Origin of the sequence: Arenibacter lacus, assembly GCF_008711145.1 — a bacterium.
GTDB classification, from domain to species: domain Bacteria; phylum Bacteroidota; class Bacteroidia; order Flavobacteriales; family Flavobacteriaceae; genus Arenibacter; species Arenibacter amylolyticus.
The window spans coordinates 16,841-33,817 of the sequence record NZ_VVIN01000025.1 but is presented as its reverse complement, the minus strand read 5'-3'; the positions used below and the strand labels follow the sequence as shown (position 1 = coordinate 33,817).

The window sequence follows — 16,977 nt, the reverse complement described above, 5'->3', positions numbered from 1 at the left end:
GCTAATTGAACGTTTTTTTTGCATCTATCGACCTATCGGGTCCGTCTTTTTTTAGTTACTTTGACTGTCAATTAAAACAACATTCCGGATGAAACAACTATTACTTGTGTTCTTGGGAGGTGGCACTGGCAGCATCTTACGGTATCTCATCAGCAAAGCGTTAAATAACTCCATCCCCCACTTTTATCTAGGCACTTTCCTTGTTAATGTTTTAGGATGTTTAATCATAGGATTCGCCCTTGGCCTTTCTGCAAGGAATAATTTATTGAGTCCAAATCAGGCACTCCTACTCACCACTGGATTTTGCGGAGGCTTCACTACTTTTTCTACCTTCGCCCTGGAACAGCAAACCTTCCTGAAAAATGGCGACATACTCCACTTCATCATTTACACCCTTACCAGTATTGTATTGGGAATTGGGGCAGTAACCCTTGGTTTTTGGTTGTCTAAAAGCTATTAATAAGGTATAGTTAACCTCCCTTTCTAGGCAGTATCCAGTTTACATACGAAGTGAAATTTTATTACTCAGCCGCTTCCCTGCCTGTTTCGTTCGGACTGGCATAGCATTGTTATTGGCAGTTTTCGTCCTACCCACCCTGAGTTTGCCGTGAGAAAAGGAGAAAGACCAGCTACCTATACACTTCCTTTTAAAGCACCTCAACATCATAATAGCTGTTGATATTTAGTTGTTCTTATGCACTTGCTGGCCATTTATAGAATGGATACTTCTCAACGAATACCACAAAACCTTCCACATTCCTAAAGAAAACAACTCATTCTAAAAACATTCCCTCTTCAATCACTGCAATCCCTATCAAAAACTAATACACCTACACAAAATAACCCTACTTATTTTATCACACCCCTATTACAAGTGGGGGTCATTTTCATTATATCATAAAAATTCTCAAACATACCCCATTTAAATCAGGGGGTATTTCATTTTATTCTACTTTTAAAAAACAAAATCAAGATAATTATGAAGAAAATCGAAGCAATTATTCGGAAATCAAGGTTTGATGACGTAAAAAAAGCATTGCATCAGATCGAGGTCAATTTTTTCAGTTACTGGGATGTGACCGGAGTAGGAAACGAAAAACAGGGACATGTGTACCGAGGGATCTCCTATAGCACTACGGATATACAACGCAGGTATTTATCCATTGTGGTATCGGACGAATTTTTAGAGCGAACCATCCATACCATTTTAGAAACGGCTTATACCGGGAATGTAGGAGATGGAAAAGTATTTGTCTCGGAAATCCAAGAAGCCTATCGGATTAGGACCAAAGAGCGGGGACACGCAGGAATCAACTAAATAATTAAATAACCAAAAAATACAACTACAGGATGGACACAGGAATATTTACAGCAAACAATGTATGGATGATGATCTGTACGGCACTCGTATTTTTCATGCATTTAGGATTTTCACTACTGGAGATTGGGCTGACTAGACAAAAGAACACAATCAACATTTTATTTAAAAATATATTTATCATCTGCACCGGCCTGATTCTTTACTACTTTATAGGATTCAACCTGATGTACCCTGGCAGCTTCAATGGGTTTCTAGGCTTTTCGGGTTTTGGTTTAGACGCTCCCTTAATGAGCAATGGCAGTCTAGATCTAAGTTATAACGAAGGCTATACGTACTGGACAGACTTCCTCTTCCAAGGAATGTTTGCAGCCACAGCGGCTACCATTGTTTCTGGGGCAGTTGCCGAGCGGATAAAACTTGCACAATTTATGCTATTTACGGTACTCTATATCGCCTTTGTGTACCCCATAGTAGGTTCTTGGCAGTGGGGTGGTGGATTCTTATCTACTCTTGGCGGAGAGGAAGCCGGCTTTCATGATTTTGCGGGATCTACCTTAGTACATTCCGTTGGCGGATGGGCCGCATTAATGGCCATCTACTTATTGGGGCCTAGAATAGGAAAATTTGGAGAAGATGGTAAGCCTAACGCAATTCCTGGACATAATATTCCATTGGCTACAACAGGCGTTCTTATCCTATGGTTAGGCTGGTTTGGTTTTAATGGGGGCTCTGTATTGTCTGCAGACCCAAGCAGTACTTCCATAGTTTTGGTCACCACGTGTCTGGCTGGTGCCGCAGGTGGAATAGGTGCTTTTATCCTCTATTATATTCGCTATAAGAATTACGACCTCACCATGATGCTTAACGGAATTTTAGGGGGATTAGTAGGCATTACCGCTGGGGCAGACCTTATGTCGCCCTCCCAGGCTATCCTAATTGGTTTCGTTGCAGGATGCATTATTGTATTTGCAGTGGCTTTGGTAGACCGCCTAAGACTGGACGACCCAGTTGGAGCCGTTGCAGTTCATCTAATTTGCGGAATTTGGGGAACCCTAGCAGTTGGGTTAATGGGAGCCAAGGCGGGCTTCAACCAATTTTTCTATCAGCTTGCAGGCGTAGTCATCATTGGCTTGTTCTGCTCTGCCATGGCGTTTGTGATGCTGACTATCATAAAAAGAGTATGGGGCATAAGAGTTTCCAAGGTAGAGGAAATGGAAGGCTTGGACAGCCACGAACACGGCATGGATGCCTATGCAGATTTTAATCTAAACCGGCATTAACAGAAGATCTAAAAATAAAACGGAGCGTTTTGCAGAACGCTCCGTCAATAATCTTTCCATTTAAAACATCAATAAATTTAATCATCCGTCGCAGGATATAAACCATTGAATTATGAAAATAATTATCAAGACAAAGTACGTAAAACATTTGCTATTTTCCATAGCATCGCTCCTTTCCTTGCTTACATTTTCACAGGAAAAGGAAGCTGATTCCAAAAAATTCTCGCTTTCTGGAAGTGTGGATGCTTACTACCGAGTAAACCTAAACGGGGACAACGGATTTAACACCACTTCCAATCTCCCCCATGCCGCGCCTGGAAGCTCTTTTGCCAATTTGCCCGGTTTTTCCCTAGGAATGGCCAATGTGATAGCCACCTACGAAGGACAGAAAGTGGGCTTTGTTGGCGATTTGGTTTTTGGCCCTAGGGGCACGGATGCCATTTTTGCCTCTCCCCTCTACTCGGCCACTGGAAACATTGTAAACCAACTATACGTTTATTGGAAAGTACATGAATCTGTAAAATTAACTTTTGGAAATTTCAATACCTTTTTGGGGTATGAGGTAATTTCTCCCACCGGAAATTATCAATACAGTACTTCCTATCTATTTTCTTACGGTCCCTTCTCCCATACAGGTCTTAAGGTAGATTTTGCTCTTTCCTCAGATTTCACCCTAATGCTAGCGGTTATGAATCCCACTGATGCCACCGAATTAAACCCAACAGGAAAATATGCCTTTGGTGCCCAATTGGGGTATAAAGGACAATTTTTAAATATACTTACCGATGACGGGGCCTTTGAAATTGACTTCACAGGCGGATTTAACCTTACGGAGGAATTTTACCTGGGCGTAAACGCCGCCGTTTTTGAAAAGGACGACTTGGGCTTTGCAGGAGTAGCACTTTACCCTCAATACACCATTGATGAGCAATTCTCCCTAGGATTAAGAGGTGAATATTTCGCGGAAAGGGGTAATTATGGCGCCATAGGAACAGAAACAGCAGACTCCGATGTACTGGCAATGACCCTAACCGCTAACGTTAAGTTGGGAAATTTAACCCTTATACCAGAATTAAGACTGGACAGTTCTTCCGAGGCATCCTTTAACTTCTTGGATGAAGACTTATTACCTCAAAAAAGCCTATCCTCTTTTGTACTTGCAGCAGTCTATGCTTTTTAGACCAAAAAAGTAATAAGGGCCCATCGCATGGTTGATGGGCCCTTATTTTTCATCTTATTTATTAAAAGCTTTCACCCCAGCCCTAATATGCGTATCCAATCTATTTTGTTTAGGCACCAAGGGACAGGAATATTTAGCATTATAGGCACAGTAAGGATTATAGGCCTTATTGAAGTCTAATAGAATGGTATCTCCCTCCGGGATGGACAAGTCCAAGTACCTACCACCCTCATAGGTTTCCTCCCCATTGGTAAGGTCGGAAAATGGCAGGAAGAGATAATCCTTATAATTGGCTTGTTGAATTAGTTCTGTGTTTTGATAAACCTCCAACTCGTGCTCCTTACCATTTAGCTCAAAACTAATTTTTGCATATACCACCTCCTCGGTTTTATCACCGGTATTGGTAGGCATCAGGAACGGTAAGGCTTCGGGTGTCCTAGTGAATTTTGCCTTGACCTGGTAAGTGCTGTCCGGTGCAAAAAAGTCCAACCCCTCAAAATCCTTTCTAAAACGATCGGGCAAGGGGGATGTTTCTGGATTTCTAAAGGTCGCGTTCAGATTCTGCTGAAATCTAACGACATCTGCCCATTCTCCAGCATTGGCGATCAATTCATTTACAGCTTGCTCATCATGATATCTTTTGTTTTGTTTACATCCCAAAACCAATACCAACAAAATCAAACTAACTCTCCACATATCTCCGTTTTTCCTGCAAAAATACACAACTTTTCCGCTTAAATAAATCAGAACACCACTAAAACCTCTGCCCCTAGGGACTCAATAAAATTCTATAGTGTTAGGGCGACAAACAAAATCAACCTACAAGCTCAACTTATTGCTGCATTCATTTAGTAAGACTACTCCTCTATGACTTCGTAGCGGGCCTTTTTTAGATACTTCTCTACTATTTCATTGAATTCTGGCGTTATCCTCAATAAGGCTGTATTTTCCAACTCATACAATTTTTCCTTGTCCGTATAGCCATTCTTAAGCAGTTCTTCCAAATAAAATAAGGAAGTACCATAATCATCTATCTTGGCACTGTAAGAAATAATTTTCAGATAATAACTATACTCTTTGGGCTGCGTAATGGTCTTCAGCATCCATAATAAACTTAAGGCATCGTAGTCTACCTCTTTCTCTGACTCCAAAAGATCTATTTTATCTTCAATAAGCGCATTCACAAACCCTAGGAGTCGCTTCCCCATTTGCTGCTCTGCAAGGAGCTTACTTTTTTCATACTTTTTAAGCTCCTCCATTTGGTACATCCACCATCCAATATTCTTGAAGTTATAGGTAGCAATATCCTCTTCTAGGTAGTAATGGTAATCTTCCAAAATAAATGATTCTTTTAGCAACGCACTGTTTTCATTGCGTTTCATAGCCTTATACCCCTTATCTCTTCTCAGCTCTCTTTTTATTTCCTTTAAGGTATCTGTTTCCCTGAGGGGGCCAAAAGAAGCCTCCATTCCCTCCAAGTAGGCATAGGCCTCCAACAGTTTATTGGAATTTATAAGCGCATTTAGCTCGGCAAGATTCTGCGAATAGGTTTTATTGATGTAGAGACTATCTTTATCAGCATATCCTTTTTCCATTGCATACAAGGTCCACCGTTCCATTGCAGTTCTAAAATAGCTACTTTCTGGCCACTGGTGCCCCCCATCGAAGGCCATTAAAAGATTGGGGAATTTTAATTTATCGAACTTGGATTTGGTTGCCAACATATCTTGATAGGCAAAATCTTCCCTCCCAACAACCCCGATAAAATAAAAAGGCTGGTTAACTTTCATTACCTCCAAGCTTTGAAATACTGCGCCACTGGAAAGCACGCCCGATATTCCATTGATAAAAAGGGGCAATACACTAGCAAACTGGCCCCCTTGGGCAAATCCTCCTACATAGGTTCTATTTTTTTTGATAGGTAATAAATTGACTACCGTATTAAACAATCTCCCTGCAATCATAATGTTTTGCGAAGTAGATAGCGTATCACTCAGATTATCGGAGGCAGCCAAAATATAGCCTTGGTCTTCTGCGGCTACCCTAAACATACTTAAGGCCTGCTTTCCTTTTCCCTCCATATCAAAGACAAAGAGAATTGGCCAATTCTTTCCCAACTCAAAACTAGAGGGCAGATACAGGGAGAAAGTTTCAGAAATGGAATCCTTTACCGAAATGGAGTCCATTACCACCCCTTTTTTGAAAGTTATCTCTTGTGCATTGCCACCAATCACTGTTCCCAGGAACAGCAGTATAATTAATTTCCTCATAGACGAAACCTCATCAAATATCTAGCCAAATTATTAAATCCCACCCAACAGAACAACTATTGGGAGCACTCTAAACCACCTAATCGCACCTTTAGAAGCATACGCCTCCCTCATCCGATTATTAAAGAAAACAATAAAAACCATGGTATCAAAACCATACCACCTAGCTTTCTATAAAAAGCCAACATTTACCTTTAAAAGCATCTTGTTATTTCTATTCACTTTTAATAAGCCATACAAAAGCATATTCGTTGAATTTCATGCTTCATTTTCACCAAGGTATAAGTACTACCTTAAATATTGCGCAGAGCCCTAACCAAAAACTGAAAAGCAAGTTCTTCTAGTTTTCAACTCCTTTGATTGGAGCATTAGATACCACATCGGACAATACGATATGGGTTCTAGTTTCCCCGTATTGGATAAGCTTATCGATAAACATTTCCAAATGAAACTGATCCCTTAATACCACCATCATTATTATATTTTCATTTCCAGTAATTCGGTAACAGTTCACCACTTCTTCAAATGAATTTACGGCCTCTAAAAACGGTTTCAACTTCCCCATAAAGGCACGCAAGGTAATGATGGCCTTTAATTGATAACCAGCATGGGAATGGGAAACCACAGCCTTGTAGCCGGAGATGATTCCCACGTCTTCCATCTTCTTCACCCGCTCCCCTACTGCAGGGGCAGTGAGTCCCACTTTCCTACCTATATTCGCGAAAGATTCGCGGGCATTTTCCTGTAGGGATCTTAAAATCTTCCAATTAAGCCTGTCTATTTTTGCTTTCAAAATAAAATTGATTGATAATTTTTGCTTTCGATAGCTAATTTACGCTTTTACCATACAATCCAAAGTCCTTTTCAATTAATTCCACGTAACTTTATAATATAAAAGTTGTTGAATTTAAAATGACCTACAAAAATCTTAGTTCGTTGCCTATTTACCGTAAATCTCTGGACCTCTTACAGATGAGCAGGGAAATTGCGTCTTATGTTACCCATAACAAAGATTTGCTAAAGCTTTATCAATCCAACAGCTTACGCGACAATATTGCCGATTCCCTACTTACCGATTCCATTCTTATCCCGCAACAGATTGCAGCTGCCGAAAGGTCTGAATCCTATGCTGCGCGGATGAGAAGTGCCACCTTTATTAATATTATTATCAAAAACATCAATTCCTATTGTATAGGATTGGAAAAAGATGGGGTGAAGGAAAAGGAATACCTAAACCTGCTTCGAAAGGAGGTTAAAAGCTTTAGACGCTTGTACAAGGTATGGAGGCGCTCCATGCGTCGCCTATAAAAAGACCCTAGCCCCTTAGGCATGGTCTATAATGCTAGCTCAAGACTACATTATTTAGATACCCAGCAACCATTTACATATTTCGCCTGTACTGTCCGCCCACCTCAAAGAGGGCCTTGGTTATTTGCCCTAAGGAACAGTATTTGGTTACTTCCATTAGACATTCAAACATATTTTCGTTTTTAATGGCCGCCTGTTGCAAATGCTTCAATTGAGCATCTACCTTGTCTTGGTTCCTTTGATGCAAATTATTAAGGGTCTCTATCTGATTCTGCTTCTCTTCTTCCGTAGCTCTTATCACTTCTGCAGGTAAAATAGTGGGCGACCCTTGATCACTTAGGTAGGTATTTACCCCAATTATAGGAAACTCTCCACTGTGCTTTAGATACTCATAGTAAAGACTCTCTTCCTGGATTTTAGATCGTTGGTACATGGTCTCCATGGCACCCAGCACCCCGCCCCGTTCGGTTATTCGATCGAACTCCATTAACACGGCTGCCTCTACCAAATCTGTTAATTCCTCAATTATAAAAGAACCTTGCAGCGGGTTTTCGTTTTTGGCTAGTCCCAATTCTTTATTAATAATCAACTGAATAGCCATAGCCCTACGCACCGACTCCTCTGTTGGAGTCGTTATTGCCTCGTCATAGGCATTGGTATGCAGCGAATTACAATTATCGTAGATAGCGTATAAGGCCTGTAAGGTGGTCCTTATATCGTTAAAATCAATTTCTTGGGCGTGCAGGCTCCTACCTGAAGTTTGTATATGGTACTTTAACATCTGCGCTCGGGGTCCTGCCCCGTATTTCCTCTTCATAGCCTTGGACCAAATTTTCCTTGCCACCCTACCTATTACCGCATACTCGGGATCTATTCCATTGGAAAAGAAAAAGGAAAGGTTGGGTCCAAATTTATCAATATCCATTCCCCTACTTAAATAGTATTCCACATAGGTAAAGCCGTTGGCCAGCGTAAAAGCCAGCTGGGTGATAGGGTTGGCCCCTGCCTCGGCAATATGGTAACCAGAAATGGATACCGAATAAAAATTGCGGACTTTATTTTTGATAAAGTATTCCTGTACATCCCCCATCAATCTAAGGGCGAACTCCGTGGAGAATATGCAGGTATTCTGCGCTTGATCTTCCTTTAAAATATCGGCCTGCACCGTACCTCTTACCTGGCGTATGGTCTTGCTCTTTATTTCACGATACACTTCTTCTGGCAAAACTTGATCCCCAGTAACCCCTAATAACATGAGTCCCAAACCGTTGTTGCCCTTGGGCAGCTTACCGTGGTATTTAGGCCTTAAATTTTCCTTTCCACTAAAGAGGGAGGCAATTTTTTTCTCTACCTCATCTTCAAGTCCGTTCTCCTTGATATATTTCTCACAATTTTGATCGATGGCCGCATTCATAAAATACCCCAATAACATGGGCGCCGGCCCATTGATGGTCATACTTACCGAAGTCATAGCATCGCTTAAGTCGAATCCTGAATACAACTTCTTAGCATCGTCCAAGCAACATACGGAAACCCCGGCATTCCCGATCTTACCGTAAATATCGGGTCGTTTATCCGGGTCGTTACCGTAGAGTGTTACCGAATCGAAGGCAGTAGACAACCTTTTTGCGGGAAGACCAAGACTCACATAATGAAACCTCCTATTGGTCCGCTCCGGACCGCCTTCCCCTGCAAACATCCTTGTTGGATCTTCACCAGCGCGTTTAAAAGGATACAATCCGGCCGTATAGGGGAACTTTCCAGGTACATTTTCTTGCAGCATCCAAAGTAGGAGGTCTCCCCATGCTTTGTATTTGGGAAGTGCTATTTTCGGAATTTCGGACTGTGAAAGGGAGGTGGTATGGGTGGCCATTTTAATTTCCTTTCCCCTCACCGTAAAAACATACTCCGGGTTTCTGTACAAACTTACCGTATGCTCCCAATTTAGAATCAATTTCCAATGCTGAGGGTCTAAGAGTGTCTTTAATGATTGAAATTGATCTATCAACAATTGGATCAGTTGCTTTTTCCCTTCATCCTCAACCAAAGGGAGTAACTTTTCTACATCAATCCCCGCCTCTGAAAGCAGTATGGAAGTATTTCTTAGGGCTTTGCTCCCCAAAACAGAAACCATTGCTGTATATACACCATATAGTTGTTGCGCCAGTTCTGATTGAGCTTTGGCATTACGATCGTACTCCCTATTGTTATCTGCAATTTCGGATAGGTATCTAGTTCTGGAAGGAGGGATCACTAACAGCCTCTCCTTGTTCCCTTCCGCATGCACAAAGTTAGATTGCAAGTTAGATTCCGTTTTCTCTTTAATACGCTTCATAATAGAACCGTACAGGTTGTTCATACCAGGATCGTTAAATTGTGAGGCGATGGTACCAAACACAGGAAGTTCTTCCTGGTTTGCCTCCCACAGGCCATGGTTACGTACAAATTGTTTCCTTACATCTCGGATAGCATCTAAGGCGCCTCTTTTATCGAACTTATTGATAGCCACTAGATCCGCAAAATCTAGCATATCGATTTTCTCCAATTGAGTAGCGGCTCCAAACTCGGGCGTCATCACATAGAGAGACACATCACTGTGCTCTACAATAGCGGTATCGGATTGCCCAATTCCTGAGGTTTCCAAGATAATCAGGTCGAACCCAGCACCTTTAAGCACCCTTACCACTTCATCTATATGTTTGGAAAGTGATCGATTAGATTGCCTTGTGGCAAGGGAGCGCATATATACCCTAGCATCGTTAATGGCATTCATACGGATACGATCTCCCAGCAGGGCACCTCCTGTTTTTCTTTTAGAGGGGTCTACTGAAATTATCCCAACAGTCCGCTCCTTAAAATCCATTAGAAATCTTCTGACAAGCTCATCTACCAAACTAGATTTTCCTGCCCCACCTGTACCAGTAACTCCCAACACTGGTACCTGTTTGCCATCCCCTTTTAAAATTGGGGCATACTTTTGAAAATCGGCATTTCTATTTTCAGCCAAACTAATTAACCTAGCAATAGTGGGCACATGCTTTTCCCGCAACAAATCTTTTACTTCTTCGGGATCCTCTGGCTTTAGCCCTGGCGTGGGGAAGTCGCTTTGCTCCACCAAATCATCAATCATTCCCTGGAGTCCCATAGTCCGACCATCATCTGGGGCATAAATCCTTGTTATGCCGTAATCCATCAACTCCTTTATTTCTTGGGGAAGGATAACGCCACCACCACCGCCAAAAATTTTTATATGCGCTGCCCCACGCTCCACCAATAGGTCGCGCATAAACATAAAGTATTCGTTATGACCACCTTGATAGGAAGTAATAGCAATGGCATTCACATCTTCTTGTATGGCACAATCTACCACCTCGGAAACACTTCTATCATGCCCTAGATGAATTACCTCAACTCCTGTGGCTTGCATAATTCTCCGCATCATATTAATGGCAGCATCATGACCATCAAACAAGGAGGCCGCCGTTACAATACGCACATTATTAACAGGTTTATAGGAAGGCTTTTTTTTCATTTTCAATCTATTTTACACACTACGAGCTAACAAACACCCATTTCCGTATATCTGGGCTGTAGTATTACTAATAACCAAACAGCTTCAACCCGGTATTAATCCATTCGCAAAACACAGGTATCTATTCCATCGCAATTTAATGAATTCGCAATAATAAAGACCCTAAAGCTACAATATTATAAAAACTGCCGTTACTGGACATTTTTCGGTCTCAAAATCCTAATTTTACTATTTTTAAAACCATACCACTTGAAAACAACCATTCTTATTCATTGTCCCGACCAGGCGGGAATTATCAGCAAGGTTACTGGTTTCATCTACAAGAACGGGGGAAACATTATTTACATAGATCAACATGTAGATAAAGAAGCCGGCGTCTTTTTCATGAGACTGGAAAGCGATTTTGAAAAGAACATTCCAGTAGTTCAGAGCTTAAAGCAACGCTTTGAGGAAGAATTGGCGCTCCCCTATCAAATGGAATGGAGCCTCCACTTGGGATCTACCAAGCCAAAAATGGCGCTCTATGTTTCCAAATACAATCACTGCCTTTACGACCTATTGAGCAGGTTTCACTCCGGGGAACTAGCAGTTGAGATTCCCTTTATAATGAGCAATCATCCAGATCTGGCCCATATTGCCCAGCAATTTGACATACCCTATCACCACATTCCCCATATAAAGGAAGACAAAAAAGCTTCGGAAGAGGCACAATTGGAACTTTTAGATAAATACAAGGTAGATTTTATAGTGCTTGCACGTTATATGCAAATTATCACCCCCAGAATTATAGACCAGTTCCCAAACAAAATCATCAACATCCATCATTCCTTCCTACCTGCCTTTGCTGGAGCCAAACCTTATCATGCCGCATTCCAAAGAGGGGTGAAAATTATAGGTGCCACCAGTCACTATGTTACGGAAGAGTTGGATGCCGGACCTATTATAGAGCAGGATGTTACCCGAGTAACCCATGCACATAGCATAAAAGACTTTATCTCCAAAGGTAGGGACCTGGAAAAAATTGTACTCTCTAGGGCCGTTAAACTTCATGTAGACAGAAAAACCATGGTATACAACAATAAAACAGTGATTTTCTCCTAGGGCGTATTCAATGGCCACCTAAAAATCCTTTTAATACCTTACGCATACAGGACCATTTACCTATACTGGGAACAATAACGATAACGAAACAACCATAAACAATGAAGAAAATAATCCTATTTATAGTCCTATGCCAGTTTTTAGGATGTGCGGAATTACAACAGGTAGTAAACCAGATACCCCAAGGGGGCGGTACGCTAGGAAATAACGAAATTGCCCTTGGACTCCGAGAGGCTTTGGATATGGGCATCCAAAAACAGGTTGGCAAACTCACGCAACAAGATGGTTTCTACCAAAATGAATTGGTTAAAATACTATTGCCTGAAGAATTACAAAAGGTAGACAAAACCCTAAGGGATATTGGACTCTCCAATTTAGCAGACGAAGGATTAAAGATCCTAAACAGGGCAGCTGAGGATGCTGTTAAGGAAGCTACTCCAATCTTTGTAGATGCGGTGAAAGGGATCACCTTCACAGATGCCAAACAAATATTGATGGGACCGGACAACGCAGCCACCCAATACCTTGAGCAGACTACACAAACCCAACTCTACGATGCATTTCACCCAGTAATAGAACAATCCTTCACTAAGGTAGGTGCAGACCAGATATGGAACAACTTAATTAACCGGTACAACTCCCTTCCCTTTACCAATTCCGTAAATCCAGACCTAACAGATTACGTGACCCAAGAAGCACTACAAGGCGTATATACCATGATTGCGGTTGAAGAGCAACAAATTAGAAACCAAGTTTCTTCAAGAACCACCGCATTGCTTAAGCGGGTTTTTGCCTTACAGGATCAATAGGCTAAGGGAATATCCATATTGCCGGAGGTGGGATATAAAACCACTCCGGCACACTTAATTCTAGTAAAAAAGGATCGCTATAGCCTGTCTAGACAGCTTTTCGCACCTTTGATAATTAGGGCTTCTGGTCCTACCTACTCTTACAATAGCCACTTCAGGCATTCTTTATGCCCTGTCCAGATTTACAAAATACTTATCCCATACAACCCTCACCATCATGCTTTTAACATTCAACTAACAGCAATGAAATTGCCCAAAGCGACATCAAATTAACTTTTTATTGGGAGAATTTGGGGCATTATTAATTAATTTAAAAAGGACTAATTCATCAATCACACCTTCCATTACTATGCAATCGCTATGGGTCATACCAATTATGCTACTATTTTCCATTTCCTTCAATTACCCTACCCAAACCATAGTTACGAGCAACGCCAACCAAGCTGATTTGGAAATATCTCCCCTTCAATTTCAAGCTACCATCCCCCCTTCTATACCCTTATCCCAAAATGTCACCTACTCCCCCTTACATCAACTAGGCGCTTGTCCCCATTTGAGAAGGAACCTATTTAGGACAACCAACCAACCAAAGTTAGTCTTGATGTCTGCTCTTACCATATGGGTTATCAGTTATATTCATATTTCCCCCTTCCCAGCTTCCCTATATAATTCCTTTAAAATCCCGGATACTCAACTAGACTCCACCTCCCCTTCTATCACTATACCCGCTATAGAAGTAACCCTTTTCTCATTTATCTACTTATTTATTGCGCTAATCGGTTTTTTTGTTGCTATCATAATAAATTTCAATCCAACGATCAATACTATTGCAAAGGCACTAATCAGCAGTTTTATATTTATCCATTCCTTTTTTATTTTCCATATCTTCTTCAGCTTAACTAATTTCCAGTATCATTTTCCCAACTCTTATAGAATGTCTACCATATTTTCCTTCCTATATGGTCCGCTGTTATATTTCTATTTTAAAAGGATTACCCAAGATTACAAGTTTAAGGCTTGGGACTTGTTGCATTTATTACCCAGCCTTGTATTGGCGTTTTACCTGGTTCCCATATACTTATTGACTAAAGATGAAAAGTTAGCCTTACTATTAGCAAAGGCTAGCGGAGAGTTTACGCAGACCAAGGATTTTGAGGTAATCACCTTGGTAGCCACCAAGCTTTTATCCTTGGTGGTTTATGGTATTTTAATCGCCAGATTATACTTAAAAAGCAAATACAAAACCCTGTATGACCAAGAGCACCTAAGATGGCAAAAGTACATTTTAGGTATACATATAGTATATGTAGTGGCATACGCCATATATGGCTTTATGATTATCAACAACTTATACTCTAACCTACTATTTCATGCTCAAATAATAGCGATGGCCCTAATGGTGTTATATATCGCTTATTCTGCCTATATACAACCCAATGTTTTTAGTGCGATGGAATTTACCACAGGCTATCCTTTTCACAAGTATGAAAAATCTGGATTAACGGATAGTTTATCCTTAGAGCTAAAATCTAAAATCCTACAGCTCATGGAAAATGAGAAAATTTATAAGGAAAACAACCTCAATTTGGAGCAGTTGGCAGACAAGTTGAACACTAACCGCCACAACACCTCTCAGGTAATAAACGAACACTTTAACCAGAGTTTCCATGAGCTGGTGAATACTTATAGAATAAATGAAGCCAAACAACTTTTAAAGGACGACCAGGAAAAATCCTTAAATATTATTGAGATCGCTTATGAGGTAGGATACAACAACAAGGCAACTTTTAACAAAGCATTTAAAAAACATACGAACCTTACCCCAAGCCAGTTTCAGAAAAAACAACTTTCCTCCCGTAATTAAGGTGGCGGTATTATCTAGCCAGAAGCGTAACTTATCCAAAGGTATACCCAAGGAGTGCTCCTTTTCATTCAGTTTAATATTCCTTGATTTAGAAATATAAAATTCCCTAAGCAGAGAGTATAGATCGATTAGGAATCGGACCGAAACTTCCAAAAGCAAATCATGGAATACAACAATGAATGGATATTAGGTTACAGACATCACAACCTACAAAAAGGAAATGCTATGATAAGAGCTAATAAATGGGATGTGAAAGATGTGTACTTAAGAGGTAAAATGCTTACTTCCACCATCTCGTTTATTGCAAAATTAAAATATGGAAATTTCACCGTAAACACATCGTAAGACTACATCAAGCAAGGGAAGCCGGTTAAAAATAAATGGTTAACCCCTATCGGATTGGTAAAGGTTGATAAGTGTTTACCTACATTTGTCTTAAAATCGATTAATTTGTTCTGCAGTAAAATAAGTTGTAATGCAGCCCTGATTTACTCTACAAAAAAAAAAGACATTACCATTTGTCTTGTTTTTTAAGATAAATTATTTGAATTAGCGTTAAAATAATATTTTCGGGGCTGCATTTTATTTTTCACACCCACTAGTAGTCCTACCGATCTTTACGTCTGCAAAAAACATCCTGATTTTTTAACGGTCATTTAAGAATGTTACAAAGCTGTTCCCATCTTAAATATGTAATTTTGTGACTTTATTGGTGTAATTTATTATGGGCATAAAACAATTCCCCTTATTTTTTTGCATATGGACCTGCATTTTATTAATGCAACCTACATGGGCAACCAACACCATACTGACGAAGAATTCGGATTGCAGCCCTATTGAAAATGGACTAATCACCCTTTTAAATATAGAGAGCCTAAGTGCTGAGGAGTGCTTTGAGTATGGGAAATGCGAGTACTCTCACCAAAATTTCAGCAACGCCTATACCTTTTTTCTATCAGCTCAATTAAAGGGACATAGCAGCACCGCATCTTTCAATAAATATTTTGCCGCCACCAAAGCGGCCTTAGATTCGCTACAAAAAACTAACAGTCCGCAACTTAATCTACCTGCGACTAAAATTGGACCGAGCAACCAAATAGGTACGGAGAAGCTAACAACAAAGAGCACGGTAGCTCACGACAACTACCTTCATTCCCTTCAAAATTATTTAGTTAACTACATTTCCCTATTGGTGGCAATAGGCGGTATATTTATAGCTATCCGATTGTTGATTAGGTTTCGAAAGGAGGACACCCACAATATATTTTTAGCGATTTTCCTAATAGGTATCTCTATAATGATACTGGAATTAGCCATTTATTGGCTAAATCACTTCAACTACCACCCTAGGGTTTACTTCTTTAAGATGCATTTTTTCTTATGGGCCCCGTCCTTGTATTTATACATACGAAAGAAATTAAGCATTGGAACCAAAACCACTATTAGCGAGTTACTAAAACACTACGGCACCTTTTTTGTTTTTTGCCTACTACTTCTAATAGCGGTCAATACAGACGGCAACGGATCCAGCAGTGATTTCAATCAGATAATTACCCAGATTCTTCACAGTCAATTCATAAAATCTATCCATAGCACACTTTACCTACTGCTTCTGATTGCACTTTACAGGAAGCATAAAAGCATCCTAGATCCCACCAATAAAAAATGGCTTTTTCTCGCCATAGCCTTCTTGGGATTGCTAATGCTTATCCTATACTCGCGTGCTATTTTTAGCCATATAGAGAGCTTTGACTACATCTCCAAGTCGTTTACCGCAATGATCTTATCCCTCTTTGTATGTCTATGCGGCATCATGTTTTTCATTAAACCGGAAATCATCACCGAAACGGAGGTTTTAATTCCAGCAGAGGACAATGTAAAGTACAGAAATTCTGGTCTCACAGAAGCTATGACCAGCACATTAAAATCCCAATTAGTGGAGTTGGTAGAGTCCAAAAAGGTGTATTTAGACAATGGGATCACCTTAGAAAAATTAGCGAAGGAACTAAACACAGATAGATATAGTCTTTCTCAGGTAATAAACCAGGAGTTTGAAAAAAACTTTTATGAGTTTATCAATGATTACCGGGTAGCGGAAGCAGTAAACATCATTGAGAAGAATCAAGGCAAAATTAAACTGGTTGCAGACCTAATATACGAATCAGGCTTCAACAACAAGGTATCCTTTTACAAGGCCTTTAAACGTCGCAAACACATGACTCCCACCCAGTATATTAAGGCCAAATACAAACAACCCAAACCAAGGTAAACCAGGGATCAGCCCAACAACCTCTGTATTTCATAGCAACACC

General features: G+C 40.4%; 14 protein-coding genes. 10 read left to right on the top strand and 4 right to left on the bottom strand.

The window, feature by feature from the left end; genetic code table 11:
* Positions 1-88 precede the first annotated feature (88 nt).
* The 4 genes from crcB (at position 89) to F1E73_RS09185 (ending at position 3,781) form a co-directional block, all read left to right on the top strand.
* Positions 89-460, top strand: a complete 372-nt coding sequence (gene crcB, locus F1E73_RS09200) for a fluoride efflux transporter CrcB (RefSeq protein ID WP_086478408.1) — start codon at positions 89-91, stop codon at positions 458-460.
* A 519-nt stretch (positions 461-979) separates the two neighbouring features.
* Complete coding sequence (locus tag F1E73_RS09195) at positions 980-1,318, top strand: P-II family nitrogen regulator (protein ID WP_086478407.1); 339 nt, start codon at positions 980-982, stop codon at positions 1,316-1,318.
* 32 nt (positions 1,319-1,350) lie between these two features.
* Positions 1,351-2,601 (top strand): ammonium transporter, encoded by a 1,251-nt coding sequence (locus tag F1E73_RS09190; protein WP_086478406.1) that lies wholly within the window; start codon positions 1,351-1,353, stop codon positions 2,599-2,601.
* Between the two features lie 112 nt (positions 2,602-2,713).
* Positions 2,714-3,781 (top strand): outer membrane beta-barrel protein, encoded by a 1,068-nt coding sequence (locus tag F1E73_RS09185; RefSeq protein ID WP_150451747.1) that lies wholly within the window; start codon positions 2,714-2,716, stop codon positions 3,779-3,781.
* Positions 3,782-3,835: 54 nt separating this feature from the next.
* On the opposite strand, the gene F1E73_RS09180 is transcribed toward F1E73_RS09185, so the two are convergent.
* The 3 genes from F1E73_RS09180 to F1E73_RS09170 all read right to left on the bottom strand — a co-directional run bounded on the left by F1E73_RS09180 (position 3,836) and on the right by F1E73_RS09170 (position 6,844).
* The gene (locus F1E73_RS09180) at positions 3,836-4,477 is read right to left on the bottom strand and encodes a DUF1684 domain-containing protein (protein WP_150451746.1); all 642 of its coding nucleotides are present in this window, start codon (positions 4,475-4,477) and stop codon (positions 3,836-3,838) included.
* A gap of 161 nt (positions 4,478-4,638) precedes the next feature.
* On the bottom strand, positions 4,639-6,051 hold the full coding sequence (locus F1E73_RS09175) for an alpha/beta hydrolase (protein WP_150451745.1): 1,413 nt from the start codon (positions 6,049-6,051) through the stop codon (positions 4,639-4,641).
* A gap of 340 nt (positions 6,052-6,391) precedes the next feature.
* The gene (locus tag F1E73_RS09170) at positions 6,392-6,844 is read right to left on the bottom strand and encodes an Lrp/AsnC family transcriptional regulator (RefSeq protein ID WP_086478402.1); all 453 of its coding nucleotides are present in this window, start codon (positions 6,842-6,844) and stop codon (positions 6,392-6,394) included.
* A 119-nt stretch (positions 6,845-6,963) separates the two neighbouring features.
* Here F1E73_RS09170 and F1E73_RS09165 point away from each other — a divergent pair, with 119 nt between their 5' ends.
* On the top strand, positions 6,964-7,359 hold the full coding sequence (locus F1E73_RS09165) for a hypothetical protein (RefSeq protein WP_086478401.1): 396 nt from the start codon (positions 6,964-6,966) through the stop codon (positions 7,357-7,359).
* A gap of 73 nt (positions 7,360-7,432) precedes the next feature.
* On the opposite strand, the gene F1E73_RS09160 is transcribed toward F1E73_RS09165, so the two are convergent.
* Positions 7,433-10,891 carry a methylmalonyl-CoA mutase family protein gene (locus F1E73_RS09160; RefSeq protein WP_150451744.1) on the bottom strand — a complete coding sequence of 1,153 codons (3,459 nt, stop codon included), beginning with the start codon at positions 10,889-10,891 and terminating at the stop codon, positions 7,433-7,435.
* Between the two features lie 249 nt (positions 10,892-11,140).
* Between F1E73_RS09160 and purU the strand changes: the two genes are divergently transcribed.
* From purU to F1E73_RS09135, 5 genes are all read left to right on the top strand, one after another.
* The gene (purU, locus tag F1E73_RS09155) at positions 11,141-11,992 is read left to right on the top strand and encodes a formyltetrahydrofolate deformylase (protein WP_150451743.1); all 852 of its coding nucleotides are present in this window, start codon (positions 11,141-11,143) and stop codon (positions 11,990-11,992) included.
* A gap of 101 nt (positions 11,993-12,093) precedes the next feature.
* Positions 12,094-12,801, top strand: a complete 708-nt coding sequence (locus F1E73_RS09150; protein ID WP_150451742.1) for a DUF4197 domain-containing protein — start codon at positions 12,094-12,096, stop codon at positions 12,799-12,801.
* A gap of 934 nt (positions 12,802-13,735) precedes the next feature.
* Complete coding sequence (locus F1E73_RS17600) at positions 13,736-14,665, top strand: helix-turn-helix domain-containing protein (protein ID WP_176328535.1); 930 nt, start codon at positions 13,736-13,738, stop codon at positions 14,663-14,665.
* A 162-nt stretch (positions 14,666-14,827) separates the two neighbouring features.
* A complete protein-coding gene (locus F1E73_RS09140; protein WP_150451740.1) occupies positions 14,828-15,010 on the top strand; it encodes a hypothetical protein in 183 nt (60 codons plus the stop codon).
* 433 nt (positions 15,011-15,443) lie between these two features.
* Positions 15,444-16,934 (top strand): helix-turn-helix domain-containing protein, encoded by a 1,491-nt coding sequence (locus F1E73_RS09135; protein ID WP_191088999.1) that lies wholly within the window; start codon positions 15,444-15,446, stop codon positions 16,932-16,934.
* The last annotated feature ends 43 nt before the right edge of the window (positions 16,935-16,977 follow it).